The sequence below is a fragment of the Cupriavidus sp. DF5525 genome, assembly GCF_040149425.2.
Classification (GTDB): domain Bacteria; phylum Pseudomonadota; class Gammaproteobacteria; order Burkholderiales; family Burkholderiaceae; genus Cupriavidus; species Cupriavidus pickettii_A.
In genome coordinates, this window is the sequence record NZ_CP168265.1 from 479,753 (window position 1) to 492,434 (window position 12,682).

At 67.4% G+C, this 12,682-nt stretch carries 13 protein-coding genes; 4 read left to right on the plus strand and 9 right to left on the minus strand.

Annotated features, from left to right (window positions below; genetic code table 11):
- Positions 1–4: 4 nt before the first annotated feature.
- Positions 5–1,399 carry a M23 family metallopeptidase gene (locus tag ABNX08_RS02365; protein WP_022533564.1) on the minus strand — a complete coding sequence of 465 codons (1,395 nt, stop codon included), beginning with the start codon at positions 1,397–1,399 and terminating at the stop codon, positions 5–7.
- 258 nt (positions 1,400–1,657) lie between these two features.
- Here ABNX08_RS02365 and tyrS point away from each other — a divergent pair, with 258 nt between their 5' ends.
- The 4 genes from tyrS (at position 1,658) to ABNX08_RS02385 (ending at position 4,837) form a co-directional block, all read left to right on the plus strand.
- Complete coding sequence (tyrS, locus tag ABNX08_RS02370; protein ID WP_022533565.1) at positions 1,658–2,899, plus strand: tyrosine--tRNA ligase; 1,242 nt, start codon at positions 1,658–1,660, stop codon at positions 2,897–2,899.
- Between the two features lie 10 nt (positions 2,900–2,909).
- Positions 2,910–3,386, plus strand: coding sequence for a D-aminoacyl-tRNA deacylase (dtd, locus tag ABNX08_RS02375; protein ID WP_042884091.1), 477 nt, complete (start codon positions 2,910–2,912; stop codon positions 3,384–3,386).
- A gap of 66 nt (positions 3,387–3,452) precedes the next feature.
- Positions 3,453–4,100: a YbhB/YbcL family Raf kinase inhibitor-like protein gene (locus ABNX08_RS02380; protein WP_022533567.1), complete on the plus strand. Its 648-nt coding sequence runs from the start codon at positions 3,453–3,455 to the stop codon at positions 4,098–4,100.
- Between the two features lie 62 nt (positions 4,101–4,162).
- Positions 4,163–4,837 carry a histidine phosphatase family protein gene (locus ABNX08_RS02385; RefSeq protein WP_022533568.1) on the plus strand — a complete coding sequence of 225 codons (675 nt, stop codon included), beginning with the start codon at positions 4,163–4,165 and terminating at the stop codon, positions 4,835–4,837.
- A gap of 129 nt (positions 4,838–4,966) precedes the next feature.
- On the opposite strand, the gene ABNX08_RS02390 is transcribed toward ABNX08_RS02385, so the two are convergent.
- The 8 genes from ABNX08_RS02390 to purH all read right to left on the minus strand — a co-directional run bounded on the left by ABNX08_RS02390 (position 4,967) and on the right by purH (position 12,666).
- Entirely contained in the window at positions 4,967–5,692 is a 726-nt protein-coding gene (locus ABNX08_RS02390; protein WP_022533569.1) for a queuosine precursor transporter, read from the minus strand.
- Positions 5,693–5,870: 178 nt separating this feature from the next.
- On the minus strand, positions 5,871–6,455 hold the full coding sequence (locus ABNX08_RS02395; protein ID WP_022533570.1) for a YSC84-related protein: 585 nt from the start codon (positions 6,453–6,455) through the stop codon (positions 5,871–5,873).
- A gap of 43 nt (positions 6,456–6,498) precedes the next feature.
- The gene (locus ABNX08_RS02400; RefSeq protein ID WP_022533571.1) at positions 6,499–7,101 is read right to left on the minus strand and encodes a hypothetical protein; all 603 of its coding nucleotides are present in this window, start codon (positions 7,099–7,101) and stop codon (positions 6,499–6,501) included.
- Between the two features lie 236 nt (positions 7,102–7,337).
- The gene (ruvB, locus tag ABNX08_RS02405) at positions 7,338–8,396 is read right to left on the minus strand and encodes a Holliday junction branch migration DNA helicase RuvB (RefSeq protein ID WP_022533572.1); all 1,059 of its coding nucleotides are present in this window, start codon (positions 8,394–8,396) and stop codon (positions 7,338–7,340) included.
- A gap of 46 nt (positions 8,397–8,442) precedes the next feature.
- Positions 8,443–9,024, minus strand: a complete 582-nt coding sequence (gene ruvA, locus ABNX08_RS02410) for a Holliday junction branch migration protein RuvA (RefSeq protein ID WP_022533573.1) — start codon at positions 9,022–9,024, stop codon at positions 8,443–8,445.
- Between the two features lie 68 nt (positions 9,025–9,092).
- Complete coding sequence (locus ABNX08_RS02415) at positions 9,093–10,325, minus strand: glycerophosphodiester phosphodiesterase (protein WP_022533574.1); 1,233 nt, start codon at positions 10,323–10,325, stop codon at positions 9,093–9,095.
- A gap of 71 nt (positions 10,326–10,396) precedes the next feature.
- Entirely contained in the window at positions 10,397–10,942 is a 546-nt protein-coding gene (gene ruvC / locus ABNX08_RS02420; protein ID WP_022533575.1) for a crossover junction endodeoxyribonuclease RuvC, read from the minus strand.
- A gap of 149 nt (positions 10,943–11,091) precedes the next feature.
- A complete protein-coding gene (purH, locus tag ABNX08_RS02425; protein WP_349605514.1) occupies positions 11,092–12,666 on the minus strand; it encodes a bifunctional phosphoribosylaminoimidazolecarboxamide formyltransferase/IMP cyclohydrolase in 1,575 nt (524 codons plus the stop codon).
- Positions 12,667–12,682 lie beyond the last annotated feature (16 nt).

Consider the following 12,682-nt stretch of genomic DNA (forward strand, 5'->3'; position numbering starts at 1 on the left):
ACGGTCAGTTGGAGGCGGTCAGCACGTTGTAGGTGCGCAGCGCATTGATGCGGCTGAGCAGCCCGCTGGTGTAGGTCTGGAACTCCTGGCGCGACTTGCCGCTCAGCGCCGGCGATTCCATCAGCGTGATGGTCAGCGGGTTCTGCGGCACGTCGTTGAAGCGGAACTCATAGTGCAGGTGCGGGCCGGTGGCCCAGCCGGTCGAGCCGACATAGCCGATCAGCTGCCCCTGCCGCACCGGCTGGCCCTGGCGCATGCCGGCAAAGCCGGACAAATGCGCGTAGTAGGTCGAGTAGCCGTTGGCGTGGTTCAGGATGACGATATTGCCGTAGCCGTTCTGCTGGCCGACGAACTCGACCACGCCGTCGCCGGTGGCGAGCACCTTGGTGCCGGTCGGGGCCGCAAAGTCCACGCCCTTGTGCTGGGCCCAGTCGTGATGCAGCGGATGCTCGCGGCCGCCGAAGCCCGACGACACCCGCGAGAACTCCACCGGCGAACGCAGGAACGGCCGCTTCATGCTGCGCCCGTCGAAGGTGTAATAGGCGCCAGTGCCGTCCTTGCTGTCCTCGGGCGAGAACCACAGCGCCTGGTGCAGCTGGTTGCGGTTGATCAGCTCGACTGCGATCACGCGGCCGTTGCGCACGAAGGTGCCGTCGCGAAAGCCCGCTTCGTAGATGATGCGGAAGCGGTCGCCGCTGGCGATATCGTGGTGGAAGTCGATCACGCCGGAGAAGATCGACAGCATTTGCTGCACGACCTCGTCGGGCACGTTGGCCGCGTCCATGGCCTTGAAGAAGCCGCCGCCGGAAATTGCGCCGGAGGCCATCTCGTATTGCACGTCATTGTCCACGCGCAGGACCTTGGCCTTGTAGGTGGCGTTGGTGTTGTCGACGGCCGGGCGCACGCGTTCGATCACCAGCTCGCGCGAAGCCGCGGCGTCGCCGCCGAGGTTGGCCTGCAGCGACACCAGCATATTGCTTTCGTCGATCTCAGCCTGCACCGCCTGGCCCGGGTTCAGGTTGAACAGGCCGCGCGCGGTGGGGTTCTTGACGATAAAGGCCTGCGCATCGGGATCGTCCACGCCGAGACGGCGCAGCAGGCTGCCAATGGTGTCGCCGCGCTGCATGCGCTCTTCGCGCACGTAGACGGCCTCGGAATCGGTAAGCTGTTCGAGTTGCTCGCGCACGTCGGGCATGCGCAGCGTCTGCTGCGTGCGCGGGGCGAGCGGATCGTCAAAGGCGCTGCGTGGTGCAACGCCCATCGCCGCGGCCATGCCGAGCGTGAAGATCGCGCCCACCGAGGCCGTCAGTTGCTTGCGCCGGCGCGCATGCTGGGGGTTGGTCGGGTCAACGAGAACCACCAACTCGCGCGCGAAAACTTCGCGGAGTCTGGACCACATCACGTAAAATTCAACCTTGGTCTGAGCACCGCTGCCGGAACGATGTGTCTCGTCTGCCTTCCTCCCCCGAGGTGCGGCGCGTGCTGTTCACTTATTGGCCACCGGCATTACTGCAATGATTTCGCAGCAACAAGAAGTGGCGGGTGGCGCACTGGAAAGCCTTCCGCTGGCGCCCGGGAACGCGGATTATACCAAAATCCTGTCTTGGCGGCTGTCGGAATCTTTCCTAAAATTTCATGTTTTTCAAAGACTTACGTCATGACTGAAGTTTCCCAGGGCCCCGAGGCCAAATACCCCCTGACGCCGTCGGTGATGCAAGCCCTGGAAGTCTCCAGGCGTGGCTGCGACGAACTGCTGATCGAATCCGAATGGGCGCAGAAGCTGGCGCGCAGCGAAGCCACCGGCGTGCCGCTGCGCATCAAGCTGGGGCTGGACCCGACCGCGCCGGACATCCACATTGGCCATACCGTGGTGCTGAACAAGCTGCGCCAGCTGCAGGACCTCGGCCACCAGGTCATCTTCCTGATCGGCGATTTCACCTCGACCATCGGCGACCCGTCGGGCCGCAACAGCACGCGACCGCCGCTCACGCGCGAGCAGATCGAGGCCAACGCGCAGACCTACTACCGCCAGGCCAGCCTGGTGCTTGACCCCGCCAGGACCGAGATCCGCTACAACAGCGAATGGTGCGATCCGCTGGGCGCGCGCGGCATGATCCAGCTGGCCGCCAAGTACACCGTGGCGCGGATGATGGAGCGCGACGACTTCACCAAGCGCTTCCGCTCCGGGATCCCGATTTCCGTCCACGAGTTCCTCTACCCGCTGATGCAGGGCTACGACTCGGTCGCGCTGAAGTCGGACCTGGAGCTGGGCGGTACCGACCAGAAGTTCAACCTGCTGGTCGGGCGCGAGCTGCAGAAGGAATACGGCCAGGAGCCGCAGTGCATCCTGACCATGCCGCTGCTGGTGGGCCTGGACGGCGTCGAGAAGATGTCCAAGTCCAAGGGCAACTATGTCGGCGTGACCGAGGCGCCCAACGAGATGTTCGGCAAGCTGATGAGCATCTCGGACGACCTGATGTGGCAGTACTTCACGCTGCTGTCGTTCCGGCCGATGAACGAGATCGAGCTGATGAAGCAGGAAATCGCGCAGGGCCGCAACCCGCGCGACTGCAAGGTGATGCTGGCGCAGGAGATCGTGGCGCGCTTTCACAGCCAGGCCGATGCCGAAAAGGCGCTGGAAGACTTCAACCACCGCGCGCGCGGCGGCGTGCCGGACGATATCCCGGCGGTCAGCCTGACGGGCGCGCCGCTGGGCATCGCCCAGTTGCTCAAGCAGGCCAATCTGGTGCCGTCAACCTCGGAAGCCAACCGCAATATCGACCAGGGCGGCGTCAAGATCGACGGCGCCACGGTCAGCGACAAGGCCACCAAGGTTGCCGCTGGCACCTACGTCGTGCAGGTCGGCAAGCGCCGCTTCGCGCGCGTCACGCTGGCCTGAGGCGGTCGGGATGATCGCACTGATCCAGCGGGTGGCACAGGCTCGCGTGACGGTCGAGGGGCGCACCACCGGCGAGATCGGCGCCGGCCTGCTGGCGCTGGTCTGCGCCGAGCGCGGCGACACCGAGGCGCAGGCCGAGCGGCTGCTGGCCAAGATGCTGTCGTACCGGGTGTTTTCGGACGCGGCCGGCAAGATGAACCTGCCGGTGCAGAACATGGACGGCAACGGCAACCCGGGCGGGTTGCTGGTGGTGTCGCAGTTCACGCTGGCGGCCGATACCAACAGCGGCACGCGCCCGAGCTTCACGCCGGCGGCGTCGCCAGAAGACGGCAAGCGCCTGTACGAGCATTTCGTGGCGCAGGCGCGCGCTGCGCACCCGCACGTGCAGACTGGCGAGTTCGGCGCGATGATGCAGGTCAGCCTGGTCAACGACGGCCCGGTCACGTTCTGGCTGCGCGTAGCGCCGGCCGGGGCGGGCCAGGCGTAGCGGCGCGCGCGCCGCACGGATTCCAAGTTGCCGCGCCCTGGCGCGGCACCAAGACAGGAGAGACAAATGAAACTCTGGAGCAAGTCCTTCAACGACAACGCGCCGATTCCCGGCGAGTTCGCCTTCTGCGTGCCCGACGCTGCTGCCCATGTGGCCCTGTCGACCAACCGCAACCCCGACCTGCACTGGGAAGATGCGCCGGTTGAGACGCGCTCGTTCGTGCTGATCTGCCACGACCGCGACGTGCCCAGCAAGGGTGACGACGTCAACCAGGAAGGCCGCGAAGTGCCGGCCTCGTTGCCGCGCGTGGACTTCTTCCACTGGGTGCTGGTCGATATCCCGCCCGGCCTGACCTCGATCGCGGCCGGTTCGCACAGCGATGGCGTGATCGCGCGCGGCAAGCCCGGCCCCGAGGCCACCGGCGGCACCGCCACCGCGGGCGGCCTGCGCCATGGCATCAACGACTACACCGGCTGGTTCGCCAGCGACGCCGACATGAAGGGCGACTACTACGGCTATGACGGCCCGTGCCCCCCGTGGAACGACACGCTGCTGCACCACTACGTGTTCACGCTGTACGCGCTGGACATCGACCGCCTACCGCTGGACGGCACCTTCACCGGTGCGCAGGTGCGCGAGGCGATCCAGGGCCACGTGCTGGCGCAGGCCAGCCTGACCGGCACCTATACGCTGAACCCGAAGCTGGCGAAATAACGCCGGGCCGCCGCCGGCGCGAGCCGCGCGGCACAGGCCTCAAGGAAACCGAAGGAAACGGCATGTCGCAAAGCCCCGGGCTGCATTCACTGGCCTATACCCACCTGATCGTGATCCGCCATGGCGAGACGGCCTGGAACCGGGAGCGCCGGCTGCAGGGCCAGCTCGACATTCCGCTGAACGACACCGGCCGCGCCCAGGCGCGCGCGCTGGCCGCCGCGCTGGCGGGCGAGCCGATCGATGCGGTGTATTCGAGCGACCTGTCGCGCGCGATGGAGACCGCCACGCCGCTGGCCGAGGCGCTCGGCTTGCAGGTGCGGCCCGATCCGCGCCTGCGCGAGCGCAGCTATGGCACGCTGCAGGGCAAGACTTACGCCGAAGTGGCCGAGCACCTGCCCGAGGATTTCGCCCGCTGGCAGGCGCGCGTGCCGGACTACGCGCCGCCTCAAGGCGAGTCGCTATTGGGTTTCCACGAGCGCGCCGTCGAAGCCGCGCTGGCGCTGTCGCGCCGGCATCCGGGCGAGCGCATCGCGCTGGTGGCGCATGGCGGGGTGCTGGATTGCCTGTACCGCGAGGCCACGGGCATGACGCTGGAGGCGCCGCGTCAGCATGAGCTGCTTAACGCCAGTGTCAACCGGCTGCGCAGCGACAGTTCGCATCTGACGCTGGCGCAGTGGGGGGATGTCAGCCATCTGGAGAATCTGGCGCTGGATGAGGTGGATCGGCGGGTGCCGTAGGCGGCGGTGTCTCATGCACCGCGGGTTTGCTCCCCTCTCCCGCTTGCGGGAGAGGGAGAACACCTTGCTCAGGCTAGTTCGGGGGGCTTTGGCGCACCCAAAACCGCTGTCCTTTTCGGCGCTGGCGCCTCAAACCCTCACCCTGAACGGCGTGAAGTTCGTATTCCGGTCAAACCAGTCCTCGTTCTCCGCCCGCTTCAGAAACCCCACCACCTTGTACGTCACCGGCGTCATCACCACCTCCCAGCCGGTCTTCAGCACATACTGCGCCACCGCCACCTGGATCACCTTCTCCAGCGGCCAGATCCCATAGAAGGCGATCACATAGAACAGCGACGAATCTACCAGCTCCCCGGCCAGCGTGGAGCCGATCGTGCGCGTCCACAGCCAGCGCCCGCCGGTCCACAGCTTCATCTTCGCCAGCACGTAGCTGTTGGTAAAGCTGCCGCAGCAGAACGCGATCAGCGAGCCCAGCGCGATGCGCCAGGTGTTGCCGAACACGTCCTGCAGGCTCTTCTGGTAGTCCGCCATGAATGGCGCCACCGGCATGTTCAGCACCACCAGGCTCATGAAGGTGGCGAAGGCCAGCGCGGCAAAGCCGGCCCAGACCACGCGCCGGTCGCGGCCATAGCCGTAGACCTCGGTCAGCACGTCACCAAAGATGTATGAGATCGGGAAGAACAGCACCCCGGCGCCGAAGGTCACCGTCCCGATCAGCGGCAGCGTCACCTGCGCCGCCTTGGCCGCGCCGATCAGGTTGGAGCACAGCAGCACGGTGACGAACGCCACCATGACAAGGTCGTAGTAGCGGTAGACGCGCCCGGCCTGGGCCGTGCTGGCGGGTATGGCGGACATGGGGGCTCCCGGTCAGGTGCGCTGGAGCGCACGGTGTTTTGGGCGCGATTATGCCAGCGAGGGTCCGTTACTGTCGGCGGGAGGGCGCAGGACAAAAAAATCCCGGCCGCAGCCGGGAAACTCGTCCTTGGAGAAATCAGGTCAGGCCGGGCAGCCCCGCGGGCGCCCGCTGCCCGTATCAGATATTCAGCTTGGAGATCTTGGAACCGTTCAGCGACACATCGAACATCAGCCCCGCGTTGGTCTGCACGAAGCCGACCACCGGCTGCTGCGTGGTCAGCGTGTCGAGCTGGCCGTTTGCGCCAATCTTGGCCAGCGCCACGTTGGCATCGGCGCCAGCGGTCCAGCCTTTGCTGTTGAGGAATTTGTTGTACGCCTCCGGCGTCATGAACATGATGACGACGGACTTGGACTGGCCGCCGGCGGTCAGGCCTACCGAAGCCTGGGCGGTGCTGTAGTAGCCCACCGTCGAGCCTTGGGAGCGCAGCGCGCCCTCGCCATACTCGCCGCCGACCACGAGGCCGGCCGAGATCACGCGCGGGAACACCAGGACGCCCTGCGCGCGCTGAGCCAGCTCGCGCGAGCCGTTGGCCGAGGAATAGAGCCGGTTCAGCGCGCCATCGACGCCCGCATCGATCTCTTTCTTCTTGGCAGCCGGGTCGCTCGAGGCGCTGGTGCCGGTGGTGCTGCAGCCCGCGGCCATCACGGTGGCGACAAGCAGGCCCGAGCCGGCAACCCGGGTAACAAAATGGCGACGATTCATAGGTAACCTCCTGGTAGAAAAGTACCGCGCCCGGCGCGGCGGCTCAGTTGGCTGTGGCCGACGCCGGCGCCTTGACCGTAATGGCCACGACTTCGCGGTAGACGACCTTGGCCATCTGGCCGCGCTTGATCTTGTTGAGGTCGATCGCCGGGTCCTCGATCTTGACGGTGCGCAGGGTCTCGCGCGGGCCGCGGAAGGTGATGAGCTTCTTGGCCGGATCGATCTTGGTGATTTCCGCAGTCACGGTGGTGGTGACCTCGCGCATGATGCCGGGCTTGCCGCCTTCGGCCGCGCGCGAGGTGCGTTCGACCTGCTCGGCCAGCGCCGTGGCCTTGCTGTCGATCGGCTCCAGCGATGCCACCACGGCGGCGCCCCGAGCCACGGTGACGATGTCGCCCTTGCGCACCTGGCCGAAGTTGCGGGCTTCGTCGCCGGCGATCAGTTCCACCACGTTGCCACGCGGGCCCTGCACCAGCACGGCCTTGGAGTCGGGGTCGATATCGATGATCTTGCCGCTGATCACGGCCTCTTCCGCCACCATGACGGGGGCGGGCGTGCGCTGGGCATAGGCGCTGCCCATGGTCAGGACGGCGCCCGCGATGGCGGTGGCAAGGAGTGTGGAATGACGGCGGATGCTGCGGCTCATGACTTTCCTCAGGGTGGGAATCAGGTCATAACGGCACCGCTTACCAGCCGGCGCGGTCATCGGAGGCACCTGTCAGGTGCTGATGAAGCCATTGTGGACAATCGACCACGGCCCAGCAATCCACTTCGAAAAAATTTGGGGGGCGAAATTAAAACGTTTAATTGGCGCCCGCATGGCCTCTGGAAGGGGCGGGGGAGAGCAGTCGCCGCCGCGCCGCCGCTACCGCCGCGGCTGGCTTACTGGCCGTCGAACAGCTCGCCGGCGCCGCCGGCCTGGGGGGAGGCCAGCCCGAAATGCCGGTAGGCCGCGGCGGTGGCTACGCGCCCGCGCGGCGTGCGCTGCAGGTAGCCCTGCTGGATCAGGTAAGGCTCGAGCACGTCCTCGATGGTGTCGCGCTCCTCGCCGATGGCCGCGGCCAGGTTGTCCACCCCCACCGGGCCGCCGCCGAACTTGTGCAGCACGGCCTCCAGCAGCTTGCGGTCCATCAGGTCGAAACCCACGCGGTCCACGTCCAGCATTGCCAGTGCGGCGTCGGCCATCTCGCGCGTGATGGTGCCGTCGCCCTTGACCTCGGCGTAGTCGCGCACGCGGCGCAGCAGCCGGTTGGCGATACGGGGCGTGCCGCGCGCGCGGCGGGCGATTTCCAGCGCGCCGTGCGGGTCGATGCGGGCGTGCAGCAGTTGCGCCGAGCGCGTGACGATGCGCGCCAGCTCCTCGGCGGTATAGAACTCCAGCCGCGCCACGATGCCGAAGCGGTCGCGCAGCGGATTGGTCAGCATGCCGGCGCGGGTGGTCGCGCCCACCAGCGTGAACGGCTGCAGGTCCAGCTTGACCGAGCGGGCCGCCGGGCCTTCGCCGATCATGATGTCGATCTGGTAGTCCTCCAGCGCCGGGTACAGGATTTCCTCGACGACCGGCGAGAGCCGGTGGATCTCGTCGATGAACAGCACGTCGTTGGCTTCCAGGTTGGTCAGCAGCGCGGCCAGGTCGCCCGGGCGCTCCAGCACCGGGCCTGAGGTCTGGCGCAGGCTCACGCCCATTTCGCGCGCGATGATGTGGGCCAGCGTGGTCTTGCCCAGCCCGGGCGGGCCGAACAGCAGCACATGATCCAGCGCCTCGCGCCGGTTGCGCGCCGCGTGCATGAAGATATCGAGCTGCCCGCGCACCTTTTCCTGGCCGACATATTCGTCCAGCAGCTTGGGCCGCAGCGCGCGCTCGTACGCCTCCTCCTGCGACGAGGCGGGGGTGGCGGAGATCACGCGGGCGGGGGCGGAAAGCTTGTCGGTTTCGATCATGGCGGTCAGGGACCAAACAGCGGCAATAACCCCGTCATTCTACGCCTCAGCCCTTGGACAGCGACTTGAGCGCCAGCTTGATGCCCTCGGACACGCCGGTTCCGGCCGGCACTTGCTTGATCGCCAGGGCCGCTTCCTTCTCCGAATAGCCCAGCGCCAGCAGCGCATTGAGCACGTCGATGGCGCTGTCGGGCACCACCTGTGCCCCCGGCACGTGGCCAAGCTCAGCGCCCAGCTTGCCCTTGAGTTCCAGCATCAGCCGCTCGGCGGTCTTCTTGCCGATGCCGGGCACGCGCGTGAGCCGGCCTGCCTCCTGCAGCGTGATTGCCTGCGCCAACTCCGATACCGACATGCCCGACAGCACCGCCAGCGCCATGCGTGCGCCGATGCCGGTGATCTTGATCAGCTCGCGGAAGGTGTTGCGTTCCGAGGCGGTGCCGAAGCCGTACAGCAGGTGCGCGTCCTCGCGCACGATCAGCTGCGTCAGCAGCGTCACCGGCTGGCCCACCGCGGGCAGGTTGTAGAAGGTGCTCATCGGCACGTCGACCTCGTAGCCGACGCCGTGGCAGTCGACCAGCAGGTGCGGGGGATTCTTCTCGATTAGGGTGCCGGCGATGCGTCCGATCATGGTGCGGTGTGGTGTGTCAGGTAGGGGATGGGGCGGCCGCAAGTGTACCCCGCGGCCGCCTGCCGGCCTCAGCGCGCCGGCGTATCGACCGCGCGCCGGCCCAGCGCCGGGTCGTCGGTGAAGAAGCCGTCCACGCCGGCGGCGATGAAGGCCTGCACCTCGCGCACCATGCCGGCGGGGCTGCGCGTGGCGTCGTCCCCGCCGGTCTGCAGCGCCTTGGGCAGGAAGCTGTTTTCCGGGCGGAAAGTGTAGGGGTGGACGAAGAGGCCCGCCGCATGCGCGTTGCGGACTACCGCCGTTGGCGCAGCCAGCGCGCCTTGCGCATCGCGCGGTACCACGCTGCTCTTCTCCGGGCCAATGCCGTCGGCGTAGGCCGCCACTTCGCGCAGGCCAGTCGTGCTCAGCATGTCGTCGAAGGTGCGCGGGTCGCCGGCCAGCTTCCAGTCGGCGGGGCCCTTGCGCGGGTTGCCGACCAGTTGGACCAGCTTAACGTTGGGCAGCCCGCGGCCCAGCGTGCGCCGCATCGCGCGCAGGCTGCCGCTCTCGAAGCACTGGATAAAGACCGGTGCCTGACGCAGGTAGGGCTGCGCGCGTACGGCAGCCGCCAGCTTGTCTTCGAGCGGCAGGCCGATGCCGCGGAAATAGCTCGGATGCTTCAGCTCGGCATAGATGCCGATGGGTTTGCCGGTGCGCAGCGAGGCCTGCTCGGCCAGGCGCACGATCTCGTCGAAGGTCGGCACTTCGAACTGGTCGTTCAGCCGCGCATTGGCCGGCCGCACGCGCGGGATGCGCTCGCGTGCGCGCAATGTCTTGAGCTCGGCCAGCGTGAAGTCTTCGGTGAACCAGCCGGTCAGGCGCTCGCCGTCGATGACCTTGGTGCGCTTGCGCTCGGCAAACTGCGCCAGCTCGGCGACGTTGGTGGTACCGGTGATGTCATTCTCGTGGCGCGCCACCAGCACGCCGTCGCGGGTCATCACCAGGTCGGGCTCGATCACGTCGGCGCCGTCCTCGATCGCCTTGGTGTAGGCGGCGAGCGTGTGTTCGGGGCGCAGCGCGCTGGCGCCGCGGTGCGCGATCACCAGCGCCTTGGGCTTTTCCGCAGCGGGCGGCGGTGCGCTCGGGGTGGGTGCCGGAGCCGGTGCCGGCGGCGCGGGCTTGTGGCGCGGCGCGGTGGCGCAGCCGGCGAGCAGCACGGCGCAGGCCGCGGCGGCCGCGGCCGGGAACAGCCATCGTCGGGAAGCAGGGAAGATGAGGCCGGCGGCGCGCGAGCGCGGCGCGCTCAGTCGGGACTGGCTTGGCATGCAGCGTTCCTGTGGAAAGACGAATGCCCGATTGTAAGAGACGCGGGCCGGGCGACCCCGTAATCGGCCAATCAGCCGATCAGCCGGCCTCGGCGCACACGCATGCCCTTGCGCACCAGGTCGGGCGCCAGGCCCGCCAGCGTGCCCAGGGTATCGCCGCCATTGGCATGGCAGATCGCCACGCCGAGCGCATCGGCCGCATCGCTGCCGGGCTGGCCGGGCAGCATCAGCAGCCGCGTCACCATCTCCTGAACCTGCGCCTTGTTGGCGCGGCCATAGCCGACCACCGCCACCTTGAGCTGCAGCGCGGTGTACTCGAACACCGGCAACCCGTAACTGACCAGCCCGCAGATCGCCGCGCCGCGGGCCTGGCCGAGCAGCAGCGTCGATTGCGGGTTGACGTTGACGAACACCTTCTCGATCGCCGCGCAGTCGGGCGCGTAGGTACGGGACACTTCGCTGATGCCGTCGTACAGCGTCTTCAGTCGTTCCGGCAGCGGCGAATTGCCGTCGCTCCTGATCGTGCCCGAGGCTACGTAGGCAAGCTTGTTGCCGTGCTTCTCGATCACGCCGAAGCCGGTGGTGCGCAGGCCGGGGTCGATGCCTAGGATTCGCATGGGCTGGGTAGGGTGGATGCCGTCGCTAGTGTATTGCTTTTTGCGCCGGCACCTAATGCAAAAAGCGGTTTCGCTTTCCCTTGCAGGAGAACGAAACCGCTTCGGGAGCCGGCGGTCTTGCGCTGCAAGACCAGCGAGCTGGCCAGTGCTCAGTGGCGGAAGTGGCGCGTGCCGGTCACCACCATGGCGATGCCGCGCTCGTCGGCGGCGGCGATCACTTCGTCGTCGCGCATCGAGCCGCCCGGCTGGATCACGCAGGTCGCGCCCGCGTCGACCACCACGTCCAGGCCGTCACGGAACGGGAAGAACGCGTCCGAGGCCACCGCCGAGCCGGCCAGCGTCAGGCCGGCGTTCTGTGCCTTGATGCTGGCGATGCGGGCCGAATCCACACGGCTCATCTGGCCCGCGCCGACGCCCAGCGTCATGCCGCCGCCGCAGAACACGATGGCGTTGGACTTGACGAACTTGGCCACGCGCCAGGCGAACATCAGGTCGTCCATTTCCTTCGGGGTCGGGTGACGGCGCGTCACCACGCGCAGCTCGGACGGCTGCACGTTCTTGGCGTCCGGGCTCTGCACCAGCAGGCCGCCGCCGACGCGCTTGAAGTCAAACTGGTTGATGCCCTTGCCCAGCGGGATCTCGAGCAGGCGTACGTTCTGCTTGGCCGCGAACACGGCACGCGCGCCGGCGCTGAACGACGGGGCGATCAGCACTTCGACGAACTGCTTGGCCACGGCTTGCGCGGCGGCTTCGTCCAGTTCGACGTTGAAGGCGATGATGCCGCCGAAGGCCGAGGTCGAATCGGTCTTGAAGGCCTTGTCATACGCTTCGAGCGCGTTCGCGCCCAGCGCCACGCCGCACGGGTTGGCGTGCTTGATGATGACGCAGGCGGCGCCCGTGGCGGCATCGAACGACTTGACGCATTCCCAGGCGGCGTCGGCGTCGGCGATGTTGTTGTACGACAGCTCCTTGCCCTGCAGCTGCACGTAGTTGGCCAGTGCGCCGTCCACGGCCTTCAGGTCGCGGTAGAAGGCGGCCGACTGGTGCGGGTTCTCGCCGTAGCGCATTTCCTGCACCTTGTCGAAGGCCAGGTTCAGCGTCTGCGGGTAGGCGCTGCGGCCCTGGTGCGACTTGTCGGCACCCAGGCTGGTCAGGTAGTTGGTGATGGCGCCGTCGTACTGCGCGGTGTGCGCGAACACCTTGGTGGCCAGGCGGAAGTTGGTGTCATAGCCGACGCTGTTGCCGCTGGCGCGCATTTCGTCCAGCACCACCGCGTAGTCGGCCGGGTCGACGATCACGGTCACGTCGCGGTGGTTCTTGGCCGCCGAGCGCAGCATGGTCGGGCCGCCGATGTCGATGTTCTCGATCGCGTCGGGCAGCGTGCAGTCATCCTTGGCCACGGTCTGCTGGAACGGGTACAGGTTCACCACCAGCAGGTCGATCGTCGGGATGTTGTGCTCGGCCAGCGCAGCCATGTGCTCGGGCAGGTCGCGGCGCGCCAGGATGCCGCCGTGGACCTTGGGGTGCAGCGTCTTCACGCGGCCGTCGAGCATTTCCGGGAAGCCGGTGTAGTCGGCCACCTCCGTCACGGGCAGGCCGCTGTCGGCCAGCAGCTTGGCGGTGCCGCCGGTGGAAAGCAGCGTGACGCCGAGCGCATTCAGTTCGCGCGCGAAGTCGACGATACCGGTCTTGTCGGAAACAGAGAGTAGGGCTTGCTTGATCATGGCTGTGGGAGATGCT

Coding starts and splice junctions, on each gene's coding strand:
- ABNX08_RS02380 (WP_022533567.1), top strand. CDS start 3,453: ATGAAACTCTGGAGCAAGTCCTTCAACGACAACGCGCCGATTCCCGGC.
- ruvC (WP_022533575.1), bottom strand. CDS start 10,942: ATGCGAATCCTAGGCATCGACCCCGGCCTGCGCACCACCGGCTTCGGC.
- purH (WP_349605514.1), bottom strand. CDS start 12,666: ATGATCAAGCAAGCCCTACTCTCTGTTTCCGACAAGACCGGTATCGTC.
- dtd (WP_042884091.1), top strand. CDS start 2,910: ATGATCGCACTGATCCAGCGGGTGGCACAGGCTCGCGTGACGGTCGAG.
- tyrS (WP_022533565.1), top strand. CDS start 1,658: ATGACTGAAGTTTCCCAGGGCCCCGAGGCCAAATACCCCCTGACGCCG.
- ABNX08_RS02395 (WP_022533570.1), bottom strand. CDS start 6,455: ATGAATCGTCGCCATTTTGTTACCCGGGTTGCCGGCTCGGGCCTGCTT.
- ABNX08_RS02400 (WP_022533571.1), bottom strand. CDS start 7,101: ATGAGCCGCAGCATCCGCCGTCATTCCACACTCCTTGCCACCGCCATC.
- ruvB (WP_022533572.1), bottom strand. CDS start 8,396: ATGATCGAAACCGACAAGCTTTCCGCCCCCGCCCGCGTGATCTCCGCC.
- ABNX08_RS02365 (WP_022533564.1), bottom strand. CDS start 1,399: ATGTGGTCCAGACTCCGCGAAGTTTTCGCGCGCGAGTTGGTGGTTCTC.
- ABNX08_RS02385 (WP_022533568.1), top strand. CDS start 4,163: ATGTCGCAAAGCCCCGGGCTGCATTCACTGGCCTATACCCACCTGATC.
- ruvA (WP_022533573.1), bottom strand. CDS start 9,024: ATGATCGGACGCATCGCCGGCACCCTAATCGAGAAGAATCCCCCGCAC.
- ABNX08_RS02415 (WP_022533574.1), bottom strand. CDS start 10,325: ATGCCAAGCCAGTCCCGACTGAGCGCGCCGCGCTCGCGCGCCGCCGGC.
- ABNX08_RS02390 (WP_022533569.1), bottom strand. CDS start 5,692: ATGTCCGCCATACCCGCCAGCACGGCCCAGGCCGGGCGCGTCTACCGC.